The organism is Microbacterium sp. AISO3, from assembly GCF_002204305.1.
GTDB lineage: Bacteria > Actinomycetota > Actinomycetes > Actinomycetales > Microbacteriaceae > Microbacterium > Microbacterium arborescens.
On sequence record NZ_NHRF01000005.1, the window covers coordinates 136236 to 162233 of the forward strand.

At 71.5% G+C, this 25998-nt stretch carries 26 protein-coding genes; 15 read left to right on the plus strand and 11 right to left on the minus strand.

The features are described from left to right. Positions 1-11 precede the first annotated feature (11 nt). Positions 12-1415, plus strand: a complete 1404-nt coding sequence (locus CBF90_RS09385) for an MFS transporter (RefSeq protein ID WP_277921430.1) — start codon at positions 12-14, stop codon at positions 1413-1415. On the opposite strand, the gene CBF90_RS09390 is transcribed toward CBF90_RS09385, so the two are convergent. From CBF90_RS09390 to CBF90_RS09405, 4 genes are all read right to left on the minus strand, one after another. After that, positions 1390-2601, minus strand: coding sequence for an MFS transporter (locus CBF90_RS09390; RefSeq protein ID WP_023952290.1), 1212 nt, complete (start codon positions 2599-2601; stop codon positions 1390-1392). The genes CBF90_RS09385 and CBF90_RS09390 overlap by 26 nt on opposite strands. A gap of 219 nt (positions 2602-2820) precedes the next feature. Next, entirely contained in the window at positions 2821-3711 is an 891-nt protein-coding gene (locus CBF90_RS09395; protein WP_141097143.1) for a DUF4097 domain-containing protein, read from the minus strand. Further along, entirely contained in the window at positions 3708-4385 is a 678-nt protein-coding gene (locus CBF90_RS09400; protein WP_071918466.1) for a response regulator transcription factor, read from the minus strand. Before CBF90_RS09400 ends, CBF90_RS09395 begins: the two co-directional genes overlap by 4 nt. Further along, positions 4373-5641, minus strand: coding sequence for a histidine kinase (locus tag CBF90_RS09405; protein WP_088380448.1), 1269 nt, complete (start codon positions 5639-5641; stop codon positions 4373-4375). Before CBF90_RS09405 ends, CBF90_RS09400 begins: the two co-directional genes overlap by 13 nt. A 120-nt stretch (positions 5642-5761) precedes the next feature. Here CBF90_RS09405 and CBF90_RS09410 point away from each other — a divergent pair, with 120 nt between their 5' ends. The 3 genes from CBF90_RS09410 to CBF90_RS09420 all read left to right on the plus strand — a co-directional run bounded on the left by CBF90_RS09410 (position 5762) and on the right by CBF90_RS09420 (position 9561). Then, on the plus strand, positions 5762-6565 hold the full coding sequence (locus CBF90_RS09410; protein WP_088380449.1) for a Cof-type HAD-IIB family hydrolase: 804 nt from the start codon (positions 5762-5764) through the stop codon (positions 6563-6565). A gap of 63 nt (positions 6566-6628) precedes the next feature. After that, complete coding sequence (locus CBF90_RS09415; RefSeq protein ID WP_036304662.1) at positions 6629-7459, plus strand: aldo/keto reductase; 831 nt, start codon at positions 6629-6631, stop codon at positions 7457-7459. Between the two features lie 23 nt (positions 7460-7482). Next, the gene (locus tag CBF90_RS09420) at positions 7483-9561 is read left to right on the plus strand and encodes an alpha/beta fold hydrolase (RefSeq protein ID WP_071918463.1); all 2079 of its coding nucleotides are present in this window, start codon (positions 7483-7485) and stop codon (positions 9559-9561) included. A 90-nt stretch (positions 9562-9651) separates the two neighbouring features. Here CBF90_RS09420 and CBF90_RS09425 read toward each other — a convergent pair whose 3' ends face one another. From CBF90_RS09425 to CBF90_RS09440, 4 genes are all read right to left on the minus strand, one after another. Then, on the minus strand, positions 9652-10377 hold the full coding sequence (locus CBF90_RS09425; RefSeq protein ID WP_088380450.1) for a membrane protein insertase YidC: 726 nt from the start codon (positions 10375-10377) through the stop codon (positions 9652-9654). A gap of 119 nt (positions 10378-10496) precedes the next feature. Next, the gene (locus CBF90_RS09430) at positions 10497-10778 is read right to left on the minus strand and encodes a DUF6412 domain-containing protein (RefSeq protein WP_088380451.1); all 282 of its coding nucleotides are present in this window, start codon (positions 10776-10778) and stop codon (positions 10497-10499) included. Then, the gene (locus CBF90_RS09435; RefSeq protein WP_088380452.1) at positions 10778-11317 is read right to left on the minus strand and encodes a DUF805 domain-containing protein; all 540 of its coding nucleotides are present in this window, start codon (positions 11315-11317) and stop codon (positions 10778-10780) included. The genes CBF90_RS09430 and CBF90_RS09435 overlap by 1 nt, the downstream gene beginning before the upstream one ends. A 111-nt stretch (positions 11318-11428) precedes the next feature. Then, positions 11429-12214 (minus strand): siderophore-interacting protein, encoded by a 786-nt coding sequence (locus tag CBF90_RS09440; protein ID WP_088380453.1) that lies wholly within the window; start codon positions 12212-12214, stop codon positions 11429-11431. Positions 12215-12314: 100 nt separating this feature from the next. Between CBF90_RS09440 and CBF90_RS09445 the strand changes: the two genes are divergently transcribed. The 4 genes from CBF90_RS09445 to CBF90_RS09460 are packed head-to-tail and all read left to right on the plus strand — an operon-like array spanning position 12315 to position 16102. Further along, positions 12315-13301: a siderophore ABC transporter substrate-binding protein gene (locus CBF90_RS09445; protein ID WP_242435645.1), complete on the plus strand. Its 987-nt coding sequence runs from the start codon at positions 12315-12317 to the stop codon at positions 13299-13301. 56 nt (positions 13302-13357) lie between these two features. Further along, positions 13358-14332: an ABC transporter permease gene (locus CBF90_RS09450; RefSeq protein WP_088380455.1), complete on the plus strand. Its 975-nt coding sequence runs from the start codon at positions 13358-13360 to the stop codon at positions 14330-14332. Then, entirely contained in the window at positions 14325-15347 is a 1023-nt protein-coding gene (locus CBF90_RS09455) for an iron chelate uptake ABC transporter family permease subunit (protein ID WP_088380456.1), read from the plus strand. Before CBF90_RS09450 ends, CBF90_RS09455 begins: the two co-directional genes overlap by 8 nt. Further along, entirely contained in the window at positions 15344-16102 is a 759-nt protein-coding gene (locus CBF90_RS09460; protein WP_023952270.1) for an ABC transporter ATP-binding protein, read from the plus strand. The genes CBF90_RS09455 and CBF90_RS09460 overlap by 4 nt, the downstream gene beginning before the upstream one ends. Before the next feature lie 112 nt (positions 16103-16214). Here the strand turns inward: CBF90_RS09460 and CBF90_RS09465 are convergent, their stop codons facing one another. From CBF90_RS09465 to CBF90_RS09475, 3 genes are all read right to left on the minus strand, one after another. Next, complete coding sequence (locus CBF90_RS09465) at positions 16215-16433, minus strand: hypothetical protein (RefSeq protein WP_023952268.1); 219 nt, start codon at positions 16431-16433, stop codon at positions 16215-16217. A gap of 25 nt (positions 16434-16458) precedes the next feature. Continuing rightward, positions 16459-17418 (minus strand): DNA-3-methyladenine glycosylase, encoded by a 960-nt coding sequence (locus CBF90_RS09470; protein ID WP_052007781.1) that lies wholly within the window; start codon positions 17416-17418, stop codon positions 16459-16461. A 100-nt stretch (positions 17419-17518) separates the two neighbouring features. Continuing rightward, complete coding sequence (locus CBF90_RS09475; protein WP_064956109.1) at positions 17519-18211, minus strand: winged helix-turn-helix domain-containing protein; 693 nt, start codon at positions 18209-18211, stop codon at positions 17519-17521. A gap of 403 nt (positions 18212-18614) precedes the next feature. Between CBF90_RS09475 and CBF90_RS09485 the strand changes: the two genes are divergently transcribed. The 7 genes from CBF90_RS09485 to CBF90_RS09515 all read left to right on the plus strand — a co-directional run bounded on the left by CBF90_RS09485 (position 18615) and on the right by CBF90_RS09515 (position 25995). Beyond that, on the plus strand, positions 18615-19181 hold the full coding sequence (locus CBF90_RS09485; RefSeq protein WP_237049203.1) for a toxin: 567 nt from the start codon (positions 18615-18617) through the stop codon (positions 19179-19181). After that, entirely contained in the window at positions 19178-19471 is a 294-nt protein-coding gene (locus CBF90_RS09490) for a GNAT family N-acetyltransferase (protein ID WP_023952259.1), read from the plus strand. The genes CBF90_RS09485 and CBF90_RS09490 overlap by 4 nt, the downstream gene beginning before the upstream one ends. A gap of 113 nt (positions 19472-19584) precedes the next feature. Further along, a complete protein-coding gene (locus tag CBF90_RS09495; RefSeq protein WP_023952257.1) occupies positions 19585-19815 on the plus strand; it encodes a hypothetical protein in 231 nt (76 codons plus the stop codon). Continuing rightward, positions 19812-20171 carry a hypothetical protein gene (locus CBF90_RS18790; RefSeq protein WP_023952255.1) on the plus strand — a complete coding sequence of 120 codons (360 nt, stop codon included), beginning with the start codon at positions 19812-19814 and terminating at the stop codon, positions 20169-20171. Before CBF90_RS09495 ends, CBF90_RS18790 begins: the two co-directional genes overlap by 4 nt. Before the next feature lie 150 nt (positions 20172-20321). Further along, positions 20322-21782, plus strand: a complete 1461-nt coding sequence (locus CBF90_RS09505; RefSeq protein ID WP_023952253.1) for an MFS transporter — start codon at positions 20322-20324, stop codon at positions 21780-21782. Positions 21783-21844: 62 nt separating this feature from the next. Beyond that, the gene (locus CBF90_RS09510) at positions 21845-22993 is read left to right on the plus strand and encodes an exonuclease SbcCD subunit D C-terminal domain-containing protein (protein WP_088380457.1); all 1149 of its coding nucleotides are present in this window, start codon (positions 21845-21847) and stop codon (positions 22991-22993) included. Next, on the plus strand, positions 22990-25995 hold the full coding sequence (locus tag CBF90_RS09515) for an AAA family ATPase (RefSeq protein ID WP_088380458.1): 3006 nt from the start codon (positions 22990-22992) through the stop codon (positions 25993-25995). Before CBF90_RS09510 ends, CBF90_RS09515 begins: the two co-directional genes overlap by 4 nt. The last annotated feature ends 3 nt before the right edge of the window (positions 25996-25998 follow it).

The window sequence follows — 25998 nt, forward strand, 5'->3', positions numbered from 1 at the left end:
CTGTTCGTCCCATGACCGCCCCGCTCAGCGCCGTGGAGACCTCGCGCATGCGCGCGTTCCACCAGGTGCTCGGCAACACCCTGCTCGCGAACGTGACCTCGAGCTTCCTCTGGTTCGCCTTGACGTTCTGGGCGTACCTCGCGACGCAGAACGTGCTGGCGACCAGCATCATCGGTGGGTCGTACATGCTGCTCGTCGCCGTGTTCGGGGTGGTCTTCGGGGCCCTCGTCGACCACATGAAGAAGAAGGCGGTGATGGTGCTCTCGAGCCTCATCACCCTGTCGACCTATCTCGGCGCCGGCGCGATCTACCTGCTGTTCCCGGAGTCGGTGCTCGTCGATTGGGGCGGGCCGTGGTTCTGGGTCTTCGCGGGGTTGATCCTCGTGGGAGGAGTGGTCGAGAACCTGCGCAACATCGCGCTATCGACCACCGTCACCCTGCTCGTGCCGAGCGACCGCCGCGACCGGGCGAATGGCCTGGTCGGAACGGTGCAGGGCGTGGCGTTCATCGTCACGAGCGTCTTCTCGGGTCTCTCGATCGGCCTCCTCGGAATGGGCTGGACCGTCGTGATCGCGGTCGTCGCGACCGCGTCCGCCCTCGCCCACCTGACCTTCGTCTCGATCCCCGAGCGCGGCGTCGCCGCGGCGAACGAGGCCGTGACGCCGGCCTTCACGTTCCGCGGTGTCCTCCCGGCGATCCGGTCGGTGCCCGGGCTGCTGGCTCTGATCCTGTTCACGACTCTCAACAACCTCGTCGGCGGGGTGTTCATGGCGCTCATGGATCCGTACGGGCTGACGCTTTTCACGGTCGAGGCGTGGGGCGTCGTGCTCGCGGTCACCGGCACCGGATTCATCCTCGGCGGCGCGCTCGTGGCCGCTCGCGGCCTCGGACGCAATCCCGTGCGCACGCTGCTTCTCGTCAACGTCGGCGTCGCCGTGCTCGGCATGACGTTCGCGATCCGCGAGTGGTGGTGGCTGTACGCCCTCGGGATCTTCGTCTTCATGATGCTCATGCCCGTCGCCGAGGCCGCCGAGCAGACCGTCATCCAGCGCGTCGTGCCGTTCCACACCCAGGGCCGCGTCTTCGGGTTCGCGGCGTCGGTCGAGTCGGCGGCGTCTCCGATCTCGGCGTACCTGATCGGACCGCTCGCGCAGTTCGGCCTCATCCCCTTCATGCGCAGCGACGCCGGAGAACGCAGCTTCGGCTGGCTGCTCGGTGGCGGTGAGGCTCGCGGCATCGCCCTGGCCTTCGTCACTGCGAGCGCCCTGATGCTCCTCATCGTCATCCTCGCGTTCGCCTCACCGCAGTACCGGCGCCTGAGTCGGGCGTACGCCGACGCGCCGCCGCCCGATCCCGCGGACGCGACGGTGGTCCCGGTCGCAGGCGCGGTCAGGCAGCCCGACGCGGCGCCCTGAGCCCGAGCACCGCGAGCAGACCGGCGACCGCGACCATCGCGAGGGTGCATCCGGCGACGCCGGGCCACCCGAGATCGTGGAAGGCGTATCCCAGGAGCCAGCCGAACAGGCTCGAGCCGCCGTAGTAGCCGAGGTAGTACAGCGATGCGGCCTGAGCTCTCGTCTGCGATGCGGCCGCAGCGGGAGCCCAGCCCGAGGCGATCGCGTGAGCGCCGAAGAAGCCGGCGGTCAGGACCAGCAGCCCCACGAGCACCGCGATCACGTGGGGCACGGCCGTCACGATGATGCCGATCGCCATGACCGCCAGTGCGGCCAACAGCACCGGCAGCCGGCCGTGCCGCCCCGCGAGCGATCCGGCCCACGGCGAGGCGACGGTCCCGGCGAGGTAGGCGAGGAAGAGGAAGCTCACGACCCACAGCGGCAGCGAGTACGGCGGTGCCACCAGGTGGAACCCGAGGTAGTTGTACACCGCGACGAAGCCGCCCATGAGCAGGAACCCCTGCGCGTAGAGGGCCAACTGGCGGCGGTCGCGCAGGTTCGTCACGAGCCGGGCGACCAGCGCCGGGCCCGAGGCGCCGGTCCGCCGCTGCGGCGCGAAGCCCTGTGCCGGCGGCGTCAGCCAGAGGAAGAGCGCCGCCGACGCGGCGCACACCGCTGCGACCGCGAAGACTCCGCCGCGCCACAGGCCGACGTCGCCGAATGGCCCTGCGACGAGCCGCCCGAGCAGCCCGCCGATCGTGGTGCCGGCGATGTAGCTGCCCGCCGCCGTCGCGGTGTGGGCCGCGTCGACCTCTTCCGACAGGTACGCCAGCGCGATGGCGGGCACGGCGCCGAGCGCCGCGCCTTCGAGCAGCCGGGCGCCGAGCAGCAGCGGCAGGGTGGGGGCGAGGGGGGCGAGCAGGCCGAGCACCGTCGCGGCGATGACCCCGATCGCCATCGCGGGCACGCGGCCGATGCGGTCGGCCACGACCGACCAGGGGATGACGCTGACGGCGAGACCGAGCGTCGAGACCGAGACCGCGAGGGCTGCCGTCGCCGGCTCGACCCCGAACTCCGAGCCGATGAAGGGGAGCACGGCCTGCGGCGAGTACAGCTGGGCGAAGGTCGCCACGCCTGCGAAGAACAGTCCGGCGATGAGCCGGCGGTAGGCGGGCGAGCCGGGGAGATGACCGGTGAACGCACGCACCCGGCCAGCCTACGACTGCCGCGATCGCCCGCCGGACGTGAGAAGGGCCGGCCGACTCAGAATCGTCGACCGGCCCTGTCATCCCTTGCACCAGAGATCACACCGCGCAGTCGGGGGAACTGCGTGCCTCGAATTTATAACGGCCAGATAACGGGATGCAACGGGTGAGCGGTTCTCATCAGCGGTGCATAGGGATCGTTCAGAATCGCCCGTCGGACCTCAGCGTCCCTCGCGCAGGACGACCGAGCCCGCCGACACCCGGACCTCGACGCGGTTGCGCGATGACGGGTCCTCGGTGAGGCCGTTGACGACCGAGCCCGCCTCCTGCGTCGCGCTGACGGCGTAGCCGCCGCGGGGAAGGGTCAGGTCGGCGCCGCCGGCCTCGGCGGTGATCGTCACCGACGTCGGCGCGGTGCCCGACAGCGTTCCCGACAGCCGGCCGGCGCTGACGTCGACGGTCGCCTCGCGGACACCGTCGAGGTCGACCGACACGCGTCCGGCGGACACCCGCGCGTCGAGACTCGTCGCGGAGCCGGCCGCATCGACCGATCCGGCGTCGGCTCGCAGCGCGAGAGCGCCGAACTCGCCGTCTGCACGCAGCGCTCCCGCCCCGACGCTCAGCTGGGCGTCGAGCCCGGCGAGGCTTGCGGGCAGGACGAGGGTCGCCCGCGACGATCCGCCCCACAGGCGCCATCCGCTCCACCAGTCGCGGTCGGAGTCGACCACGAGGCGGTCGCCCTCGCGGGCGAGCTCCCACGCCTCGGCGCCTCCCGTGCCGGTCACGGTGAGCGTCGCTTCGTCGACGTCGCCGAAGGAGACCTCGACATCGGCTGCTGCGGCATCCATCTCGAGCAGGTTCACGCCCGCGGTCGGTGCGGAGATCGTCGAGGTCGCCGCACCACCGCTGACGATGGTCGACACGACACCCGTGCCCGCGGTGAACAGGACGAGGGCTGCTCCCGCGGCGATCGTGAGTCCCGCGATCACCCGGGCGGATGACGACGGTCCCCGGGACGGTGCCGGCCCGGTCGGCGGCATGTCGCCCGTGACCGGCGGCTCGACCGGAGGTTGCGGCGGAGTGGCGGGAGGCGGGGTCAGGGTCGTGCTCATCGCACTGCTCCGTTCTGCGGCTGCGAGCCGCCGTATTCGAGGTGGACGAGCGCGGCGAGCACGCGACGGTTGCCGTGCTCGTCCTGCTCGAGATCGAGCTTCTGGAAAAGGGAGGTGATGTACTTCTCGACGCTCGCCTCGCTCAGGAACATCGCCCCGGCGATGGCCTGGTTGCTGCGGCCTTCGGCGATGAGGGCGAGCACCGTCCGCTCGCGTTCGGTGAGCCGCGACATCCGCTCGTCGCGTGAACGGCGCGTCAGAAGCTGCGCGACCACCTCGGGGTCGAGCACCGTGGCTCCCGACCCGATGCGCTCGATCGTCGCGAGGAACTCGCCGACGTCGGCCACACGGTCCTTCAGGAGGTAGCCCAGGGCTGCTCCCTGCGAGGTGATGAGCTCGCTCGCGTAGCGCTCCTCGACGTACTGGCTCAGCACGAGGATCGGCAGCCGCGGGTTCTCGGCGCGCAGCGCGAGGGCCGCGCGGATGCCCTCGTCGGTGAACGTGGGCGGCAGCCGGACGTCGAGGATGCAGAGGTCGGGACTGGTCTCGGTCACGGCGGCCGAGATGCCGTCGGCGTCGGGGAGGGCGGCGGCGACCTCGTGGCCCGCGTCGGCCAGCAGCCGCACCAGCCCCTCGCGCAGCAGCGTGGAGTCCTCGCAGATCAGGATGCGCACGGGACGCTCACCTCCAGAGCGGTCGGTCCGCCGGCCGGACTGTCGAGACGCGTCGTGCCGCCCGCCGCCGTGATGCGGTTGATGATTCCGTCGAGCCCGCCTCCGGGGATGACCCGGGCGCCTCCGACGCCGTTGTCCTCGACGCGTGCCCAGAGCGTGTGGTCGTCGCGATGGCGGACCACCACGCGGCATTCCCCGGCCCGCGAGTGCTTGGCGGCGTTGGTGAGCGATTCCGCGATGGCGAAGTACACGGCCGCCTCGGCGGTACGGCTGCAGCGCTGATCGACTCGCACGTCGAGGCTGACGGGGACGTGCGAGCGGGCGGCGAGCGCCGACAGCGCCGCGTCGAGCCCCCGGTCGTCGAGCACCGAGGCATGGATGCCGCGGGCGAGCTGACGCAGCTCGGTGATGGCCGCCTTCGTCGACGTGTGCGCCTCGGCGAGCAGCTCCTTCGCGGCAGCCGGATCGTCGTCGATCTTCTGCTGAGCCAGTCCCAGCGTCATGCCGACCGAGACCAGACGGGGCTGGACGCCGTCGTGCAGGTCGCGCTCGATGCGGGTGCGCTCGAGCTCTCCGGCACGGACCGCGCCCTCGCGCTGGACGCCCGCGGTGCGTGCTGCTTCGACGAGCTGGGCCTCGCGAGAGGGGAGGAGGATCGATGTGGCGAGGATGCGGTGCAGGAGAGCGATGCCCACGAGCACGGCTGCCGGCACGATCACCATCAGCACGCCGGCCACGACGGCGCCCTCGAGCGGCACGGTGATCCAGGTCGACCCGATCGTGACGTCGCTGGTGGCGTACAGCGGCGCGAAGAGAAGGGCGACGCCCGACGCGAGCAGGCTCGCCAGGCTGAGCACGATGAGACCCAGCACGGTCGAGATCGCCGCGTGAGCGACCCCGCGCCACATCCGGCCGTCTGTGAACTGCAGCCAGACCGTGCGCAGCCAGCCGCCGAACCCAGGCCGTCCGCTGCTGCGCGCCGACAGCGGGGGCAGCCCCCACCCGTAGAGGCCGTCGACACGCGCGTACTCGAGCCAGCCGGTCAGCCAGAGCGCGTAGACGAAGCCGACGAGGATCGGCAGGCCGAGGCCGAGCGCCGGAGTGAGGCCGATGCCGACCGCCATGAGCGTCAGGATGACGGTGAATGCGGCGGTGCCCGCGAAGCCGAGGGCGGCGAGCTGGGCGAGCGCGCCGAGCGGGCGCGCCCACATCAGGGCGCGGGATGGAGGGGCGGTGCTGGCGACGGCTGTGGTCATGGCTCCACGCTAGGACCGCGGCCCGGTGCCGCGCAGGCGAGCGGCCCGGAGACCCGCGTTCGGGTTATCCCCCGGGAGGGCGCGGCCGCACCCGCTGGTCGCGTCGGAGAGGATGGGGGAGTGACCTCTCCCGACATCCGCCTGATCGCCGTCGACATGGACGGCACGCTCCTCGACGCGGACGGCCGCATCCCGGACGGGCTGTGGCGGCTGCTGCCGCGGCTCCGCGACCGGGGCATCGTCTTCGCTCCCGCGAGCGGGCGGCAGCTCGCGACGCTGCGGCGGCAGTTCGCCGATGCGCCGGTCGAGCTGGACTACATCGCCGAGAACGGCGCGTACGTCGTGCGCGACGGCGCGGAGGTCAGCTCGGATGCCGTCGACGCGGAGTTCGCGGCATCCGTCGTCCGTCGCATCCGCGGTCTCGACCACCTCGATGTCGGCCTCGTCGTCTGCGGCAAACGGTCGGCGTACATCGAGCGCGCGGACGCCGCCTTCCTCGCCGAGGCCGACACGTACTACGCCGAGCTCGCGATCGTCGACGACCTGACGTCGGTCGACGATGAGATCCTCAAGCTCGCCGTCTACGACTTCGCGCTCGCCGAGGACTCGGTCGCACCGGAGCTGTTCGACCTCCGCGAGAGCCACCAGGTCGTGGTGTCGGGGCAGCACTGGGTCGACATCATGAACCCCGGGGTCAACAAGGGACGGGCGCTGTCGCGGTTGCAGGAGACGCTCGGGATCGGGCCCGAGCACACGATGGCGTTCGGCGACTACCTCAACGACCTCGAGCTGCTCCAGCAGGCCCGCTATTCGTACGCGATGGCCGAGGCCCACCCCGAGATCGCGGCGGTCGCGCGCTACAGCGCCCCCTCGCACACCGAGGCGGGAGTGCTCACCGTGATCGAGGAGTTCCTGGCGCGCTGAGCGGCGCGATCGGTCTGCGCAAGCCCGCGCCGCAGACCGCGGTGACGGCGTAGCGTGTGCGGCATGGTCACGATTCCCACGGTCTCGCTCAACGACGGCTCCGACTTTCCCGAGCTCGGGCTCGGCACCTACAACCTGCGCGGCCCGGAGGGCGTCGACGCCATCGCCGCCGCGATCGACTCCGGCTACCGCCTGCTCGACACAGCGGTGAACTATCAGAACGAGTCGGAGGTCGGCGAGGCCGTGCGCCGCAGCGGCATCCGCGACGAGCTGATCATCACGACGAAGGTGCCGGGGCGCGACCACGGCTTCGACGAGACGATCCGCAGCGCCGAGGGGTCGCTCGGCCGGCTGGGCGTCGAGAAGATCGACCTCTACCTCATCCACTGGCCGAACCCCAGCCAGGGGAAGTGGCTCGAGACCTACCGGGCAATGCTGGCGCTGCGCGACGAGGGGCAGGTCGGGTCGGTCGGGGTGTCGAACTTCACCGAGCCGATGCTCGCGCGCCTCATCGAGGAGACCGGAGTGGCCCCAGCGGTCAACCAGGTCGAGATGCATCCCTACTTCCCGCAGGCGGGACTGCGCGCGTTCCATGCCGCCAACGGCATCCGCACCGAGAGCTGGAGCCCCCTGGCACGGCGCAGCGAGCTGCTGAACGAGCAGGTCATCGCCGACATCGCGGCATCCCACGGCGTCACGGGCACCCAGGTCGTGCTGCGCTGGCACACGCAGCTGTCGTCGACCCCGATCCCGAAGTCGGCCGACCCGGTACGCCAGCGCGAGAACGCCGACGTCTTCGACTTCCTGCTGACCGGCGACGAGATCACGGCGATCAGCGCCCTCGAACGCGGCCGGCTCTGGGACGGCGACCCCGACACGCACGAGGAGATGTAGTCCGCGCCGGATAGCGTGGAGGCATGACGACGCCGTTCGACTCTCTCGACGACTACTACGCCCTTCCCCGCATCGACGCGGCGGCGACCTCGCCCGACGGCTCGCACGTCGTGCTGACGGTCGCGACCCTGACGAAGGATCGCACCGGCTACGAGCGCTCGCTGTGGTCGGTGCCCGCTGACGGCACCGGCGTGCCGCGCCGGCTGACCCGCTCGACCACCGGCGAGTCCGGGGCCGTGTTCACCTCCTCCGGCGACCTGCTGTTCGTCTCGGCACGTCCCGACAACGACGCTGCGGACGGCGCCCCCGCTCAGCTCTGGCTGCTCCCGGCCGCCGGTGGCGAGGCGCGTCCGGTGACCCGGCTGGCCGGCGGGGTCTCCGCGGTCGTGACGGCGGCGGACTCCGACCGCATCGTCATCGCGTCGTCGCTGCTTCCCGACGCCGCCACGATCGAGGCCGACGCGAAGCTGCGGGCGGAGCGGAAGAAGCTCAAGGTCTCCGCGATCATCCACGACACGTACCCCGTGCGGTACTGGGATCACGACCTCGGCCCCCACGAGCCCGCGCTATTCGCCCTCGACCTGAACGACCTGGCCGACGCGCCCGCCGTCATCGCGACCGCCGACCAGGCCGTCGACGAGGTCGTCGGCGCGACGGCAGCACCGGAGGCCGCCGATGAGCCGTACCCCGCGGGCCTGCCGCGACCGCGCATCCTGCTCCGCGGCCGCGTAGCGGGCACGGCGGGAATGGCGCTGACGCCCGACGGCGCTACCCTCATCGCCTCGGTGCCCGAGCCGCAGGGACGCGACGCCCGCTACCGTCTCGTCGCGATCGACACCGAGACGGGCGAGCTTCGCGTCGTCCGTGACGAGGCCGATGTCGACGTCGAGATGCCCGCGATCAGCCGCGACGGCGCGCGGGTCGCATACGTCCGCACGGCGAAGTCGACTCCGGCGGGTCCCGCCGACCAGGAGCTGTGGGCCGGTGCCCTCGACGGCTCCGGCGCGCAGCGCCTCGCGTCGCGCTGGGACCGGTGGCCGAGCAGCATCCGCTTCGCCGACGACGACTCCGCACTCGTCGTGACTGCCGACCACGATGGTCGCGGCCCGGTCTTCACGGTGCCGCTCGACGGTGGTGACGCCGACGAGGTCACACAGATCACGCAGGACGACTTCGCGTACACGCATGTCGAGCCGGTCTCCGGGACGACAGATGTCGTCGCGCTCCGCTCGAACTGGATGACACCGCCGCATCCCGTCCGTATCGCAGCCGACGGCGCCGTGACACCCCTTGCGAGCCCGGCCCCGTCGCCCGCGACGACCGCCTCGATGGTCGAGGTCGAGACGACCGCCGACGACGGAGCCCGCGTGCGCGGCTGGCTCGTGCTGCCCGAGGGAGCGGATGCCGCGGCCCCGGCGCCGCTTCTGCTGTGGATCCACGGCGGACCGCTCAACAGCTGGAACGCGTGGAGCTGGCGCTGGAGCCCGCTGCTGGCCGCCGCGCGAGGCTATGCGGTGCTGCTGCCCGACCCTGCCCTGTCCACCGGGTACGGGCTCGACTTCATCGCCCGGGGTTGGGATGCCTGGGGTGCTGCGCCCTTCACCGACCTCATGTCGATCACCGACGCGGTCGTCGCGCGAGACGACATCGATGAGACGCGAACGGCCGCCATGGGGGGATCGTTCGGCGGCTACATGGCGAACTGGGTCGCGGGGCACACCGACCGCTTCGACGCGATCGTGACCCACGCGAGCCTGTGGGCGTTCGACCAGTTCGCCGGCACGACCGACTTCGCGCCGTACTGGCAGAGCATCTTCAGCCCCGAGGGCGCGATCGCCAACTCGCCGCATCGTTTCGTCGCCGACATCCGGACGCCGATGCTCGTGATCCACGGCGACCGCGACTACCGTGTGCCGATCGGCGAAGGGCTCCGGCTGTGGGCCGACCTCAACGAGCATCACGCCGCCGAAGACGGCACGAGCCCGCACCGGTTCCTGTACTACCCCGACGAGAACCACTGGATCCTCTCGCCGCAGAACGCGCGCGTCTGGTACGAGACGGTCTTCGCGTTCCTCGAGGAGAACCTGCCCGCGCGCGCCTGAGCGCCGTCGGGTCGCGTTTCGCGGCCCTCGCTTGACAGGAGTGGCCGCTTCCCCGCGCGGGAGGGGGCCACTCCTGTCAGGTGAGCGGGTTCACGCCGCGATGGGCGGAAGGATGCGGCGCAGGATGAGGCGCTGCACCAGCGTCCAGGCGACCGTCACGACCAGGTACAGGCCCGCCGCAAGGGGAACGAACACCGCGATGACGGCGGTCGCGAACTGCGCGACCCCGAGCACTCCCGACAGGGCGGCCGGAGCATCCGTCACCCGGAAGGCGCGCCGCGTCAGCTCGCCGACGAGCGCGATCGAGGCGATGACGACGCCGAACACGAGGCCGGTGGTGAGCGGCAGCGCCCCCGAGGCGACGGTGCCCGCGAGGCTCGACCCGAGGGGGACCCCGAAGAGCGTCTCGGCGAGCAGCCCGTTGGCGTGCCCCGCGATCGTGGGGTGGATGAACACGCCGTACAGCAGTCCCACGACGGGGGCCTGCACGAGCAGCGGCAGACAGCCCGCCGTCGGCAAGACGTTCTCGTCGCGGTACAGCTTGAGCGTCTCGCGCTGCAGTCTCTCGCGATCGGTGCGGTATCGCTGCTGGAGCTCGCGCAGCCGGGGCGCCAGGCGCGCACGAGCGCGGTCTGCGCGCGCCTGGGCGACGCCCGCGGGGATGAGTGCGGTGCGCACGACGACGGTGATCAGGATGACGGATGCCGCGGCGGAGAGGCCGCCGAGCGCGGGTTCGAGCGCCGCGGTCAGCGCGGCGAGGGTCGAGGCCACGGCGTCGAGCGCGGCGGCGAGGGGCGGGAAGGAATACAGGTCCATGAGGAGTCCGATCGACGAAGCTGAACACACGGGGGATCAGCCGTGAGGGGACGCCGGACGGCGCGATGCGGAGGCCTCGGGCGCGGGTGCGCGCGGGTGTAAAGCCGTTCCGGACGTGGCTACGCGGCTGAGGCCGCGAGCCCCGGGGCGCGGGGGCGGCGTCTCCCGGGTGCGTCCGGGTCGCTCTGCGCCAGCAGCGTCGAGGGTGAGATCGACCGCCGGGGGTGTGGTCGTCGCGAGCCCGCGGCCCCGGTCGTGGCGGCGGTCGCCGAAACCGAGACGACCGCGATCGCGATCGCGAGCAGCGCCACCGCGGTCGCCGCTGCGAGCCCGCTCGAATCACCGAGCGACAGGGCGCCGACGATCGACAGCAGCATCGGGAGCACGGAGAGGAAGGGCATCACACCACCTCGGTCCGCACTCCGCCGGCGGCGCGCTCGAACAGGGCGGCATCCCCGTCGAAACGAGCGCCCTCGGGGCGCGACCGTCGCAGGGCGAGCAGGAGCAGGATGAAGCCGCCCACCGGCAGCAGGTTCAGCAGCACCCACCATCGCGAGAGGTTCGAGTCGTGCAGCCGCCGCACCGCCACGGTGAAACCGGGGACGACCGTCAGGGCGACCCACACGGCCGAAGCCCAGAGGTAGACGCCCAGAAGAGCGGAGAGCGGATCGGTCGGAGCGATCGGTCCGAAGAGCTCGAGGCCGCGCCATCCCCACCAGCCGAAGGGGTGGAGGCCGAGATCGAGCTGCGGCCAGCGCCCCGACAGCATCCGGGGGATCACGAGAAGCAAGATCACGGCGGCGGCGAACCCGACCGCCATCCACCACCAGTACTCGCTGCGGCTCGCGCGCCCGCGCAGACGGAAGGCGTGCGCGACGAAACGTCGCATCGCCTGGGGCAGCGAAGCGTTCGGCAGCGGTGCTGTCGAGACGGCCTCCATCCCGCGATGCTAGCGGAGCGGCGCGGCGCGGGGCGGTCTTCGCCTGTCAGCTCTGGCCCCGTCCCGCGTGGTGAGTGGGCGGGAAGTGCCAGGTGAAGCGACTCCGAGGGCTCAGTGGGGTGCGTGATACTCGGGCTCGCCACGCTTCCAGTAACCCTTGACGGTGATCCGCTCGGGGTCGAGGCGCCAGCGGTCGAGGAGTAGCGCTCGAGCCGGTCGCACGATCGACTGCTCGGCGGCCACGAAACCGAACACGGCGCCGGCCGGTCGGTCCCCGCCGCCGAGCGCGGCGAGACGAGCGGCGAGCGCAGCGCCGGCGGATGCCGATCCGCGGTGCACCTGCTCGACGACGACGCCCGGGGGCGTGGAGATGGGCAGCTCGTGATCACCGTCGGGCACTTCGATGAGCACGCGCCCGACGGCGGCGGCATCCATGTGATGGGCGAATCGCCGGATCGCGGGCACGGCGGTCTCGTCTCCGGCCAGGAACCAGCCGTCGGGGCGCCCCGTGAGCACCGCGGATCCGCGCGGTCCGCCGATGCCGATCGTCGACCCGATCTCCGCCGTCGCCGCCCAGTCCGCAGCCACCCCGTCGCCGTGCAGGGCGAACTCGAGATCGAGCCAGCCCTCGTCGGCGTCCCAGGCGAGCGGGGTGTACTCGCGGCTCGGTGCCGCCCGCATCTCGTCGATGCTCTCGGGGGCCACCTCGGGGAAGAACACGCGGACGTGGTCGTCGCAGCCCGGGGAATCGAAGTCCCGCAGGTCGGCGCCCTTGAGCCGCACGCGGACATAGGCCGGAGTGAGCCATTGTCGGGCTGCCAGGCGGACGAAGCGGAAGCGCAGGTCGAGCGCTCGGCGAGCGATCCGGAACGAGGGGGTTGCGGTCGATGCGGACATGAAGGTTAGGCTAACCTACACAGCCGTCGGGGTCTCGATCCCGGCATCCGGTCGCCCGTCGACCAGCATCCGATACGCACCGCACCAGGAGATACGTCACGTGAGCCATGCATTCCGCCGTCCCGCACTCGTCTCGATCGCGCTCGTCGCAGCCTTCGGCCTCGCCGGGTGCGCGTCGTCGGCCAGTCCGGACGCCGAGCCCGGCGGCGACGCGACCTCGGCCGCGACCGTGACGGTGACCGACAACCACGGCGAGATCGAGGTTCCTGTCGCCCCCGAACGCGTCGTGGCGCTCGACAACACGACGTTCCAGACGCTGAGCGACTGGGATATCGAGCTCGTGGCGGCACCGAAGCCGCTGATGTACGACCTGTGGCCCAACCTGTCCGGCGGCGACGACGTGCTCGACGTCGGGCTGCACCGCGAGCCCGACCTCGAGGCCATCATCTCGGCGCAGCCCGACCTCATCGTCGGCGGCTACCGCTTCCGCGACATCTACGACGACCTGACGGCGATCCAGCCCGCGACGATCGAGACCAGTGCGCGCGAGGGCGAGGAGCAGGTCGCCGAACTGAAGCGCCAGGTCGAGATCCTCGGCCAGGTCTTCGACCGCGAGGATGACGCGAAGAAGCTCGCCGACGACCTCGATTCCGCCGTCGCAGACGCGAAGGCGGCCTACAACGGCACCGACACGGTCGTGGGCCTGCTCACCTCGGGCGGCAAGATCTCGTTCGCGGCGCCGGTGGAGGGGCGCGGCGTCGGCGCCGTCTTCCCCACGCTCGGTCTCGTGCCCGGCATCGATCGCGGGGCGGAGAACGCCTCGCACGGCGACGACATCAGCGTCGAGGCGATCGCGGCGGCGAACCCGGAGTGGCTGATCGTGCTCGATCGCGACGCCATGTTCGGCGAGGACGGCTACGTCTCGGCGAAGGAGCTCATCGAGGGATCCGAGGCCCTGCAGAACGTTCCCGCCGTGCAGAAGGGGCAGATCGTGTACCTCGCGCCGAGCTTCTACCTCGACGAGGGAATCCAGGCTTACACCAAGCTCTACGCCGACATCGCGACGGCGTTCGCCGCGGCGGCCTGATCGTCGTCTCGGGGAGCCCCGTCCGGTACCGCCGGGCGGGGCTCCCGTAACCCGTCATGACTGCGCTCACCGTCCCCGCCCGCGTGCGCGGGCGTCTCGCCCTCCCGGCCGCGATCATCGTCGTGGCCGGTCTCGTCGTGCTCTCGCTCTTCGTGGGCGTCTACGACCTCACCTCCGACGGCGTCGGCTCCGAGATGCTGTGGATCACGCGGATCCCGCGCACGCTCGCCCTGGTGCTCGCCGGCTGCGCGATGGCGGTCTCCGGCCTCGTCATGCAGCTGCTGACCCAGAACCGCTTCGTCGAGCCGACCACCACCGGGACCACGGAGTGGGCCGCGCTCGGCCTCCTCGCGACAGTGCTCCTGGTGCCCGACGCGCCGCTGATCGTGCGGATGGTCGTCGCGAGCATCGCGGCGTTCGCCGGAACGCTGGTCTTCCTCGCGATCCTGCGCCGCATCCAGCTGCGCTCGTCGCTGATCGTGCCCCTCATCGGCATCATGCTCGGCGCCGTCGTCTCGGCCTTCACGACCTACCTCGCCGTCAGCGCCAATGCCCTGCAGATGCTGGGCACCTGGTTCATGGGAAGCTTCACCGCCGTGGTCCGTGGCCGCTACGAGGTGCTGTGGGTCGTCGGCGTCGTCGTCGTGCTCGTCGCGCTCTTCGCCGACCGGCTGACGGCGGCGAGCCTCGGAAAGGATGTCGCGACGACGCTCGGCGTCGACTACGACCGGGTGCTCCTCCTCGGCACAGCCCTCGTCGCCGTCGCGACCGGGGTCACGACCGTCGTCGTGGGCTTCCTGCCGTTCCTCGGGCTCATCGTGCCCAACCTCGTGTCGATGTGGCGGGGGGACAACCTCCGCGCGAACCTTCCCTGGGTGTGTCTGGGCGGAGTGGCTGTCATCGTCGTCTGCGACATCGTCGGCCGCGTCATCCGGATGCCGTTCGAGGTGCCGGTCTCGATGATTCTCGGCGTCCTCGGCGCGGCCGTGTTCGTCATGCTGCTCCTCCGGCAGCGCGGGAACGATGGCTGAGGCCGTGCGCGGCACCGTGCGCGCGTCGTCCGCGGATGCTGCGACGCGGCGACCACGGGTGTGGCTGCGGTTCGTCGTCCTCGCCGTCGCGGTCGTCGCGGCCGCCGTCCTGCTGCTGACCTGGAACATCCCCCTCGATCCGGCGCAACGCGGCTACTGGCTCGCCGTGGATCTGCGGGTCACGACGGTTACGACGGTCGCGATCGTGGCCTGCTGCCAGGCGGTCGCGACGGTGCTGTTCCACACGGCGACGGGCAACCGCATTCTCACGCCCTCGATCATGGGGTTCGACGCGCTCTACGTCGTGATGCAGACGGGCCTGGTGTTCTTCTTCGGGGGAGCTGCGCTCGCGGCGACCGACGGACTCGCCAAGGTGGCTCTCCAGAGCGTGCTGATGGTGGCTTTTGCGACCCTCCTGTACGGATGGCTCTTCGCCGGCAAGCGGGGAAACCTGCACATCATGCTGCTCATCGGCATCGTGCTCGGGGTCGGGTTCGGCTCACTCTCCACGGTGATGCAGCGGCTGCTGACGCCGAGCGACTTCGATCTGCTCTCGGCACGGCTGTTCGGCAACCTGAGCAACTCGAACCCCGAGTACCTGCCGTGGGCTGCGGCGATCGTCGGTGTCGTCCTCGTCGTGGTGTGGCGCCGCCGCCGCCGTCTCGACGTGCTGACCCTCGGTCGCGACGTCGCCACCAATCTCGGACTCGCCTACAAACGCGAGGTCACCGTCCTGCTGATCCTCGTGGCGGTGCTCATCTCGGTCTCCACGACGCTCGTCGGGCCGATGACCTTCTTCGGGTTCATCGTCGCGACACTCGCGTATCAGCTCGCCGGATCGTCCCGGCACGCCGTCGTCCTCCCGTTCGCGGCTCTGCTGGGGATGACGACGCTCCTCGGCGGCTACTTCGTGCTGCGGCACGTGTTCTACGCGGCGGGCATGCTCACCGTGATCATCGAGTTCGTCGGCGGGCTCTTCTTCATCGTCTACCTTCTGCGAAAGGGCGCGCTGTGATCACCCTCACCGACGTCTCGAAGTCCTACGGCGGCCTGCGCGTGCTGGGTCCCATCGACCTCCGGATCCCGGCCGGCGGGGTGACCGCCCTCGTCGGGCCCAACGGCGCCGGCAAGTCCACGCTGCTCACGATCGTCGGGCGCCTGACCGAGCCGACAACGGGCACGGTCACCGTCGGCGGTCTCGATGTCGCGCGCACCCCGAGCCGCGAGCTGGCGCGCGTCGTGTCGATCCTGCGGCAGGAGAACCACTTCGTCACGCGGCTCACGGTGCGCGATCTCGTCGGCTTCGGGCGCTTCCCCCACTCCGGAGGACGCCTCACCCCCGACGATCGGCGCCACGTCGACGAGGCGCTGCGCTTCCTCGATCTGGAGGATCTCTCCCACCGCTACCTCGATCAGCTCTCCGGCGGGCAGCGCCAGCGCGCCTACGTCGCGATGGTGCTCGCTCAGGACACCGACTGCATCCTGCTCGACGAGCCGCTCAACAACCTCGACATGCGCCACGCCGTCGGGATGATGCGGCAGCTGCGACGGGCGGCGGATGAACTGGGCAAGACCGTGGTCGTCGTCATCCACGACATCAACTTCGCCGCCGCCTATGCCGACCGCATCGTCGCCCTCACCGGGGGAACGGTGGCGTGCACGGGGACACCGCGCGAGATCATGCGCCCCGATGTGCTCGAGAGCGTGTTCCAGACGCCGATCGCGGTCCGCGACGACGGCGAGTACCCGCTCGCGGTCTACTTCCGCTGACCTCGGCGCACCGAGTGGATTTCACCTGGCGTGGGTTTCACCTGGCAGTTGTGGCCGCATCCGGTGCATGGATGGGGCGCGAAGTGTCAGGTGAGGTGGCTCAGGCGGCGGGTCAGAGCTGCGCGCCGTCGTCGTCGCGATCGTAGACGCCCTCGTTGCGTCCCCGGCGCGACTCGTAGGCGATGAGCCATCCCACCGAGATCGCCGCGGCGAGCACGAGACCCAGCCACACGTTGTTCATCACGAGGCCGAACACGATGCCCAGCACGAAGACGAGGGCGGCGCCGAGTGCCCAGTAGGTGTGTCCGCGCTGCCATCCCCGATTCGCCATGCCCCGAGCTTACGACGCGGCTGCCTCAGCGGTCGCGATGGTCTTCGGGATGCAGGCGCGGGCCGCGGCGCGGTTCGAACACGCCGCCGGCGTAGATGAGCCGGATGACGCGCTGCCGGTGGCCCCGCCACGGCTCGAGCAGTTCGAGCATCCCGTCGTCGTCGACGCGGTGGCCCGTCAGGGCGTAGCCCACGGTGTGGCACAGGTGGTAGTCGCCCACGCTCACGGCGTCGGGGTCGCCGAAGGCGCGGATGCGGGTCTCCGCCGACGTCCACGGTCCGATCCCCGGCAGGGAGGTCAGGATGCGTTCGTGCTCGTCGCCGCCGTGGGCCCCGGCGACCGCACGCTCGATCGAGGCGCGCCGCTGGGCCGCGCGCACGACGGTGCGCGACTGCGGTGGCTCGAGGCCGGCGCGATGCCACGCCCAGCTCGGGATCAGGTGCCAGTCCGCGGGAGGAGCGAACATCGGGCGCGGCGTGGGACCGGGGGCGCGCTCGCCGTACCAGGTGACGATCGCACGCCAGGCACCGAACGCCTGAAGCCCCGTCACCTTCTGCTCGAAGACGGCGCTCGCGAGGTCGTCGAAGACGAGGTCGGTCGCGCCGAGGCGGATGTCGGGATGCCGGTGGTGGATGTCGGCGATGAGCGGATGCCGCGTCCCGTCGAAGCCCTCAGGATCGTCGTCACCGCCGCACAGCCGAGGCAGCTGCTCGATCGCCCACTCCGCGCCGGGGCCCCACGCGGCCGCTCTCACGAGCGAGCGCCCCACCCGCAGAGCGAGCGTCGCGACCCCGCGCGGCGTGCGGCTGACGCGCCAGATCACCTCGCCCGACGTGGTCATCGTGGGATCGTGGGCCCCGTGCTGCTGGTGGCGCACGGCGCGGGCGACGTCGATCGGCGCAGCCGGCCGGTACTCGGTCTCGACAGGGGGCGACGACGGCGGCGCGGCATCGAGACCGCGGATCGCCGGGCGGCGACCCGGCATCCGTCCCGTCGTCACCGCGCTCATGCCGACACCCTACGTCGGAACCTCCGACATCCCGCCGTGAGCGGCGTCGATCGGCACCCCGGTCGGGTGGGGCGCGTCAGAAGCGGTCGGGCGACGGCGTGCCGTGGCCGTAGCGGATGACCACGTCGGCGTGGCGGTCGAACCGGTAGCCGACGCCGCGGACGGTGCGCACGATGTCCTCGTAGCGCCCGAGCTTCGCGCGCAGACGGCGGACGTGGACGTCGATCGTGCGCTCTCCCGGCGCCTCCTCGTCGGACCCGTTGTTCCACAGCGACTCGACGAGCTCGGAGCGCTCGATCGTGCGTCCCTCGCGCAGCACGAGGTACTGCAGCAGCTCGAACTCCTTGAAGGTGAAGGCGGCGGACTCGCCGTCGATGAAGACGCGCTTGCGCGAGATGTCGACGGTCACGCCGCCGGGGACGTGGTCCTCCGCCGGGACGTCCTGCTTCGTGCGGGCGACCGCGCTGGGCTCGTGCAGCGCGAGGCGGACGACGTCGACGTCGCGTCCTCCGGCGCCGACCGGTGCCAGGGCGACGGTCGCGTAGGTCTCGGCGTGGGGGGCGAGCTCGCCCAGCGTGCGGCGCAGGGCCTCGACGAGCGTCGAGAGCGAGACGCCGTCGGCGGCGGCCTTGGCCTCGTCGATGCCGACGTACAGGGCGAAGCCGCGCGGCGCGGTCGAGGCCGCGGCGGCGGGTGCCGGGGGAGGCGTCTCGACGGCGCGGAGGTGACGAGCGGGGGCGGCAGGGGCGAGAAGAGCGGTGTTCGACATGGGAGGTTCGTCCTCGGAACGTGAACCCGGGCTGTCAGAGCCTGCGGCGGGTTCGGGTGTGCGTTGCGTGAGGCCCAGAGGGGGCCGGTGAGCGAGCATCCGGATGTCGGCGTTGTGGGCCGGGCCATCGGAACTCGGGGATCCGCGGCCGCGTTCAGAAGCGGCGGAGGATCAGGCGGGGTTCACCTGTCAGCGGCACATTCGGCAACACATGACAGCACGCTGCGACATCATCATGATGTCGGCAGTTCCGTTCGCCTCCCGGGCGGACAGAGTGCGTGCGATGTCAGTCATGGGGTTGATTATGACGATCCGTGTCCGGATGTGTCAAACACACCAGTGCCTCGCGTCCTTCGATGACGGAATGTGACAGATTGCTCAATCCTCGCTACGGTGCACGATCGTGGCTACGCGGATCCGGATCGTCGGCACCTCCGGCTCGGGGAAGAGCGTGCTCGCGGACCGAGTCTCGGCGCGGACGGGGCTGCCGCGGCTCGAGCTCGACGCCGTCTTCTGGGACGCCGACTGGCGGATGCGCGACCTCGACGAGGCCCGCGCCCGGGTCCGGGAGTTCGTGCGGCAGCATCCGGACGGGTGGGTCGCGGACGGCAACTGGACGTCGCGTCTGGGCGACATGCTCGATCCGGGCTCACCGGACGGCGCCGACACGGTCGTGTGGCTCGACCTGCCGCGCCGACGTGTGATGCGTCAGGTCGTCGGGCGGACGCTGCGCCGAGTGGTGCGGCGCGAGGAGCTGTGGCACGGCAACCGCGAGCGCGCACGAAATCTCCTGAGATGGCACCCGGAGCGGAACATCATCCGGTTCGCGTGGACCAACCATCCCGTCACGCGCGAGCGCATGCTCGGGCGCATCGCCGCGGGGGAGCGGATCGTGCGGCTGCGCGATCGCTCGGAGATCGACGCCTGGCTGGCCTCGCTGCCGCCGGCCGGGCGTAGCGTGGGCCCATGAGCGATCTGACATTCACGAATGAGAAGGACGCCTCGCGCTACGCGCTGCACCGGGGAGACGACCTCGTCAGCGTGCTCGACTACCGCGACGACGGGCGCACCGTGGCGCTCACTCGCGCCTACACGATCCCCACCTTCCGCGGGCACGGCTATGCGGCGGAGGTCGTCGAGCGTGCCGTGGCCGACATCGAGACTCTCGGCGACCGGACGATCAGCCCGGTCTGCTGGTACGTCGCCGACTGGTTCGAGGCGCACCCCGAGCGCGCGGACATTCTGACGCCGCGCAGCTGACCGCCGCGTCGTTACGAGGCGGCGGGATACGTCCCTCGGCGCGCGCCTGTCAAGACGGTGCTCGCGAGAGGATGCCGGGGCCAGACTGGGGCGATCGATCGAAGGAGACAGTCATGAACCGCGATCTTCCCGAGGGCGTCGTCGACCCCGACGGCGCCGGTGCCACCTCGCTCGCCGCGAGCGAAGCCGAAGACGACGCCGTCCGCGACGCGGACAGCCCCGCCGACCTCCCGATGCCCGACGGCGACAGCCCGGACGGTTTCGTCGAGAGCGCCGAGATCCAGCAGGGCCTGGACCCCGACCTCGTCACCGACGAGCAGGCAGACGAGGAGGAGCAGCGATGAGCGGTCAGGCCGACGAGATCGACTCGAGCGTCTCGGACTCCGCGACGCAGGACGCTCCCGAGACCGGTCGCGGCGGCACGCGGGCGACATCTGCGGGAACCGGCGGCGACGTGACGCCTCCGAAGGAGGACACCCCGGTCTCGCCTCCGGGCGTGCAGGACGGTCCGGCGCTGTCGATGCACGACACGACCGAGCAGGAGCGCCTCGACGGGCTCGTCGCGCAGCTGCGCGCGGATCTCCCGGGCGAGAACCGCGCGACGGTCGAGAAGTACGTGCGTCAGCGCGTCTCGGAGGTCGGCCTGAACGTCGGCGACGACGAGATCGCGCGAATCGTCGACGACCTCGCCGCCGACTGACGAATGACATCGCGAATGCCCCGGGGTACGGTCCCGGGGCATTCGTCGTGGTGGCGCCCGGGCCTCTCCGGAAGCCCGGCCTCTACGGGGCCCGGGCCGACAGTGCAAGGCCGCGCACGGCATCTCTCGACGGGCATAGCCTGACCCACGATGAGTGACACGGCGAGCATCCCGCTGTCGGTGCACCAGCGGTGGCGGGCCTTCTGGGTCTGCGTCGCCGTTGCGGCGCTGACGATCCTGGACCTGACGAAGGTCAACGTCGCGCTGCCCTCGATCGAGAAGGCTTTCGGCGCGGGCTCGACGGAGCTGCAGCTCATCGTGTCGGGCTACGTGCTCACGTTCGGGCTGACCCTCGTGCCGGCCGGACGCATCGGCGATCAGCGCTCGCGACGGGCGCTGTTCGTCATCGGGCTCTCGCTCTTCGCCGCCACGAGCGTCGTCTGCGCGCTCGCGCCGGATACGGGGGTGCTCCTGGCCGCCCGGCTCGTGCAGGGCGTGGCGGCCGGCATCCAGATGCCCCAGGTCATCGGTCTCGCCCAGGAGATGTTCCAGGGGGCCGAGCGCGGGAAGGCCTTCGGGCTGTTCGGCGCCACGATCGGCATCTCGACGGCGTTCGGCCCGACGCTCGGTGGTCTCATGATCGCGCTGGGCGGGGCCGAGGACGGCTGGCGCTACATCTTCTGGATGAACGTCCCGCTGACGATCGCCGTTCTCGCCGGTGTGATCTGGCTGCTCCCGAGGACCCGCGAGTCGCGGCCGGCCCGTCTGCAGCTCGACCCGGTGGGCCTGCTGCTGTTCGCGCTCGTCGTGATCGCCTTCATGGCCCCGTTCCTCCTCACGACGGGCGCGCAGGGCGACGATCCGCAGCGGTGGTGGTCGCTCGTGGCCTTCGGGGTCTTCGCCGCGATGTTCGTGTGGTGGGAGCGACGCTACGCGGCATCCGGCAAGCACCCCTTGATCCCGCTCGAGCTCTTCGCCATCTCGTCGTATCGAAACGGCACGCTCATCCAGGCGGTGTACTTCATGGCGCTCCCCGCCATGTTCCTGCTCACGACACTCTTCCTGCAGCTCGGAGTGGGCCTCGAACCGGTGTTCGCGGGGATGGTGTCGATCGGCTTCGCCATCGCCAGTGCGGGCGCCTCGTACGTCGGCGGTCGCATCGTGACGCGCGTCGGTCGCCCCCTGGTGGTCGGGGGACTGGTCATCATGCTCGCGGCGGTCGTCGCGCTCGCTCTCGTCGCATACTTCGTGCCGGCCGGGATCGTCGAGTTCGCGATGGCGGGCGTGCTGACGGTCGGCGGCTTCGGCGGCGGTCTCGTCATCTCGCCGAACCAGACCCTCACCCTCGCCGACATCCCGGTGAAGCAAGGCGGTCTGGCCGGCTCCGTGGGGCAGCTCGTGCAGCGCATCGGCACCGCCGTCGGAACGGCCGTCGCACTGTCGCTGTTCTACTCGACGGTGTACCGCCTCGGTGGTGGATCGACGCCGCGGATCGACGTCTATCACGATGCCTACGCCCTCGGGATGGTCTCGGTCGGCCTGTTCCTCGCGCTCGCCCTCGTGCTGGGCGTCGCCGACCTCGCGTCCCGACGGCGGGCGGCGCGGGCCTGAGTCTGGCGGCTTCCCCGCGGGGCATCGCCGCGATGTCCGACCCTCCTCCTACCCTGGTCGGCATGCGGATCCTCCACACCTCCGACTGGCACATCGGGCGGACCTTCCACGGTCATTCGACGCTCGACGCGCTGCGGGGCGTGCTCGAGGAGCTCACCGCGCAGGTCCGCGAGCACGAGGTCGACGTCGTCGTCGTGGCCGGCGATGTCTTCGACTCGGCCGCACCGGCGGCGGGGTGCTACGCCCTCCTCTCCGACACCCTCCGCGGCATCGCCGACGCCGGTGCTCGCGTCATCGTCACGAGCGGCAACCACGATTCCGCCGCCCGCCTCGGGTTCCAGGCGGGGCTGCTGCGCGAGGGCATCCACGTCCTCACCGACCCGGCCGCGGTGGGCACTCCGATCACGATCGCGGATGCCGACGGGCCGGTGCACTTCTACGGCATCCCGTATCTCGAGCCGGCGCTGCTGCGACACCTGTGGCCCGAGGCCCGGTCGCAGGCAGCCGTGATCGATCGCGCGATGGGGCTCGTGCGCGACGACCTGGCGGTGCGCGGCGGGCGGTCGGTCGCGATCGCCCACTGCTTCGCCGCGGGTGTCGAACCGACGCCGCACCTCGAGCGGGACATCCAGCAGGGCGGCCTCGACGTCGTGCCGCTGGCGGCATTCGCGGGTGTCGACTACATGGCTCTGGGGCACATCCACGGTCGCCAGCAGCTGGCCCCCGCCGTGCGCTACGCGGGCGCGCCGCTGCACTACAGCTTCGGCGAGGGCGACAAGCCCCGGGGCTCGTGGCTCGTCGAGCTCGACGCCGACGGCTTCGTCGACGCTCGGTGGCTCGAGCTGCCGGTTCCGCGTCGGGTCGTCACCCTGCGCGACCCCCTCGCCGACGTTCTGGCCGATCCCGCTCACGAGCAGCACGCTGATGCGTGGATCTGCGTCGAGTACACCGACACCCTGCCCGAGCGCGATCCGATGCGCCGTCTGCAAGAACGCTTCCCGTTCTGCGCGAAGGTCGTGCACGTACCGGCGGATGCCGCGCCGAGCGACGCGCGCACCTACGTCGACCGCGTGCGCGCCGCGCGCAGCGACGCCGAGCTCGTCGAAGCGTTCCTCGTGCACGTCCGCGAGGGGGCCGGTGCCGACGAGCGCGAGCGCGAGCTGTTGGCCGACGTCCTCGACGAGCGGATCCGCGTGGAGGCGATGGCGTGAAGCTGCATCGCCTGGAGCTGACCGGCTTCGGTCCGTTCCGCGAGAAGCAGACCGTCGACTTCGACGCCTTCGATCGCGACGGCGTCTTCCTCATCTCGGGCCGCACCGGCGCGGGCAAGTCGAGCATCCTCGACGGGGTGAGCTTCGCGCTCTACGGCTCGGTGCCGCGTTACGACAACGGCGAACGGCGTCTCCGCAGCGACCACAGCTTCCTGGGCGACCCCACCGAGGTGCGGCTGGAGTTCACCGTCGGCGGGCAACGCTGGCGCGTGACCCGAGCGCCGGAGTACGAGCGGCCCGCGAAGCGCGGCGACAAGCTCACGACCGAGATCGCGCGCGCCGAGCTCGAGCAGGACGTCGACGGCGAGTGGGTGGGCCGGGCTGCGAAACCCCGCGAGGTCGCGCTGCTGCTCGACGAGGTGCTGGGGCTGAACGCGCAGCAGTTCCAGCAGGTGATCCTGCTGGCGCAGAACAAGTTCTCACGATTCCTCCTCGCTCGAAACGATGAGCGGCAGCAGCTGCTGCGCACGCTGTTCGGCACGAAGCGCTTCGAGCAGTACAAGGACGATCTCGAGGAGCGTCGGCGCTCCGCGCAGCGCGAGCTCGACGCCGCGGGCGATCAGGTGCGTACGCTTCTCGAGCTCGCCGAAGCGGCCATGACGCAGCAGAGCGGCGCCATCGGCGATGACGGGGCGACGGACGAGGCGGCGCCGCTCGACCTCGCCGGCCGACGCGATGTCGTCGAACGAGCACGCCGTCGTGCCAATTACCGCGTGGAACAGGCCGACGAGCTCCGCCAGCAGGCGGAGTCGCGGCAGACCGCTCTCGCGGCGACCTATGCCGAGCTCGTCGAGCGGGTGCGGGTGCTGGACGATCTCGCCGCAGCGCGCCGGCGCCTGGCCGACCTCGACGCGGTCGCCGACGAGGTGGCTGCGGGTGAACGCCGACTCGAGCGTGCGCGTGCCGCCGAAGCGCTCCGCGCGACGCTCGAGCAGGCCGACCGGTCCGACGAAGCGGCGGGGGAGGCCCGCATCGCGGTGGAGCGCGCCGAGAGGCGCTGGACGGAGGCGGGCGGACGCGTCGACGACGACATCGCCGCTCTCGTCGAGGCCCTCACAGGCGACATCGCCCGCTGGACGGACGCGCTCGAGCGCGAGCACGAGCTGACGCACGCCCTCGAGGATCGAGACGCGACCGCGGGCGAGATCGCCCTCCTCGAGGAGCAGGCGACGCTGCTCGACGCACAGCACGCGCTCCTGCCCGCGGAGCGCGAACGGCTCTCGACCGAGCTCGCGGCGGCGACCCTCGCGGCGGCGCGCGGCGACGAGCAGCGTGTCCGGGTCGACGAACTCGCTGCTCAGGCCGAGGCGGCCGGTGAGGCGGAACGTCTCGCGGGTGAGCTCCGCGAGGCCGAGGAAGCCTATCTGCGCACGAGTGATGTCGCGGAGGCGGCGGCTGCCGCCGTCACCGACCTGCTGCGGCGACGAGTGGCCGGTCGGGCGGGAGAACTCGCCGCCGAGCTGTCCGACGGCGCGGCCTGCCCGGTCTGCGGGGCGCTCGAGCACCCGCATCCCGCGCCCCCGGCGCCCGACGGTGTGACGGACGACGATCTGGCCGACGCGGAGTCGGCGCGCGATGCCGCCGCGGCCGAGGCGCGCGGCGCGGGAGAGCGCGCCGCGCTGCTGCGCGCGGACCACGCCGCTGCGATGGCAAGTGCGGGCGGTCGCGGGAGCGATGAGCTCGCAGGCATGCTCGCTCGGGCCCGGGACGAGCTGACATCCGCCGAACACGCCGCAGAGCGTGTCGCCGACCTCACCGAGAAGCGCGACGTGCTCGACCGTCTCGACGCCGAGGCGGCCGAGGAGCGCTCGCGCCTGTCGGCCGTGCTGGCCGATGCGCGCGAGCGCTCGGCTGTGGCCACCACGACCCTCGCCCGCCTGGAGCGCGACGTGGCCGACGCGCGGGGGCCGTTCGCGACGGTCGCCGAGCGCATCGCGGAGGCGACCGAGCGGCGCGACCTCGCGCGAGCGGTGATCGAGGGCCGGCGGGCGCTCGCCCACAGCGAGGCGACCGCGGCCGGTGCCGCGAACGACCGCGCGCAGCGCATCGAGGCATCAGTGTTCGCCGACGTCGGCGAGGTGCGCGAGGCGCTGCTCCCCGAATCCGAGCGGACCTCCCTCACGCGGCGCGTCGCCGAACACGCCGCCGACGTCGCGGCCACGCGCGCCCGCCTGCTCGAGCTCGAGCTCGCCGCCGCGGGGCTGCCCGACGAGCGGCCCGATCTCGACGCTGCGGCCGAAGCGGTCGCTGCCGGAGACCGCGCCCGCAGCGAGGCGATCGCCGCGCACCGCGACGCCGTCAACGCCGCCGAGACGATGGGCGATCTCCTCCGGCGCATCGACGACGCGTTCGTCGCGGTGTCCGGTCTCGCCGAGCGGACGGCGACCGTGACCCGGCTCGCCGACACCGTCGCCGGCCGTGCGCCCAACACCCGCAAGATGGACCTCGAGACCTTCGTGCTCGCCGCCGAACTCGAAGAGATCGTCGCCGCGGCCAACCTGCGGCTGCGCGACATGTCGTCGGGCCGGTACACCCTCCACCACAGCGATGCGCTGCAGGCTCGTGGTGCAGCCTCCGGCCTCGGGCTCGAGGTGCTCGACGCGCACACCGGCCGCCTCCGCTCGCCGCAGTCGCTGTCGGGAGGAGAGACCTTCCTTGCCTCCCTCGCCCTCGCGCTCGGTCTCGCCGAGGTCGTCACGGGTCGTGCCGGCGGCATCCGCCTCGACACGCTCTTCGTCGACGAGGGATTCGGGTCGCTCGATCCCGAGACCCTCGAGCTCGCGATGCGCACCCTCGACGAGCTGCGCGCGGGCGGCCGCACCGTCGGCGTCATCAGCCACGTCGAGGGCATGAAGGAGCAGCTCGCCGCGCAGATCGTCGTCGAGGCGACGCGTGAGGGCCCGAGCATCATTCGACAGGAGGCGCTCAGTGAGCGCGACTAGGCT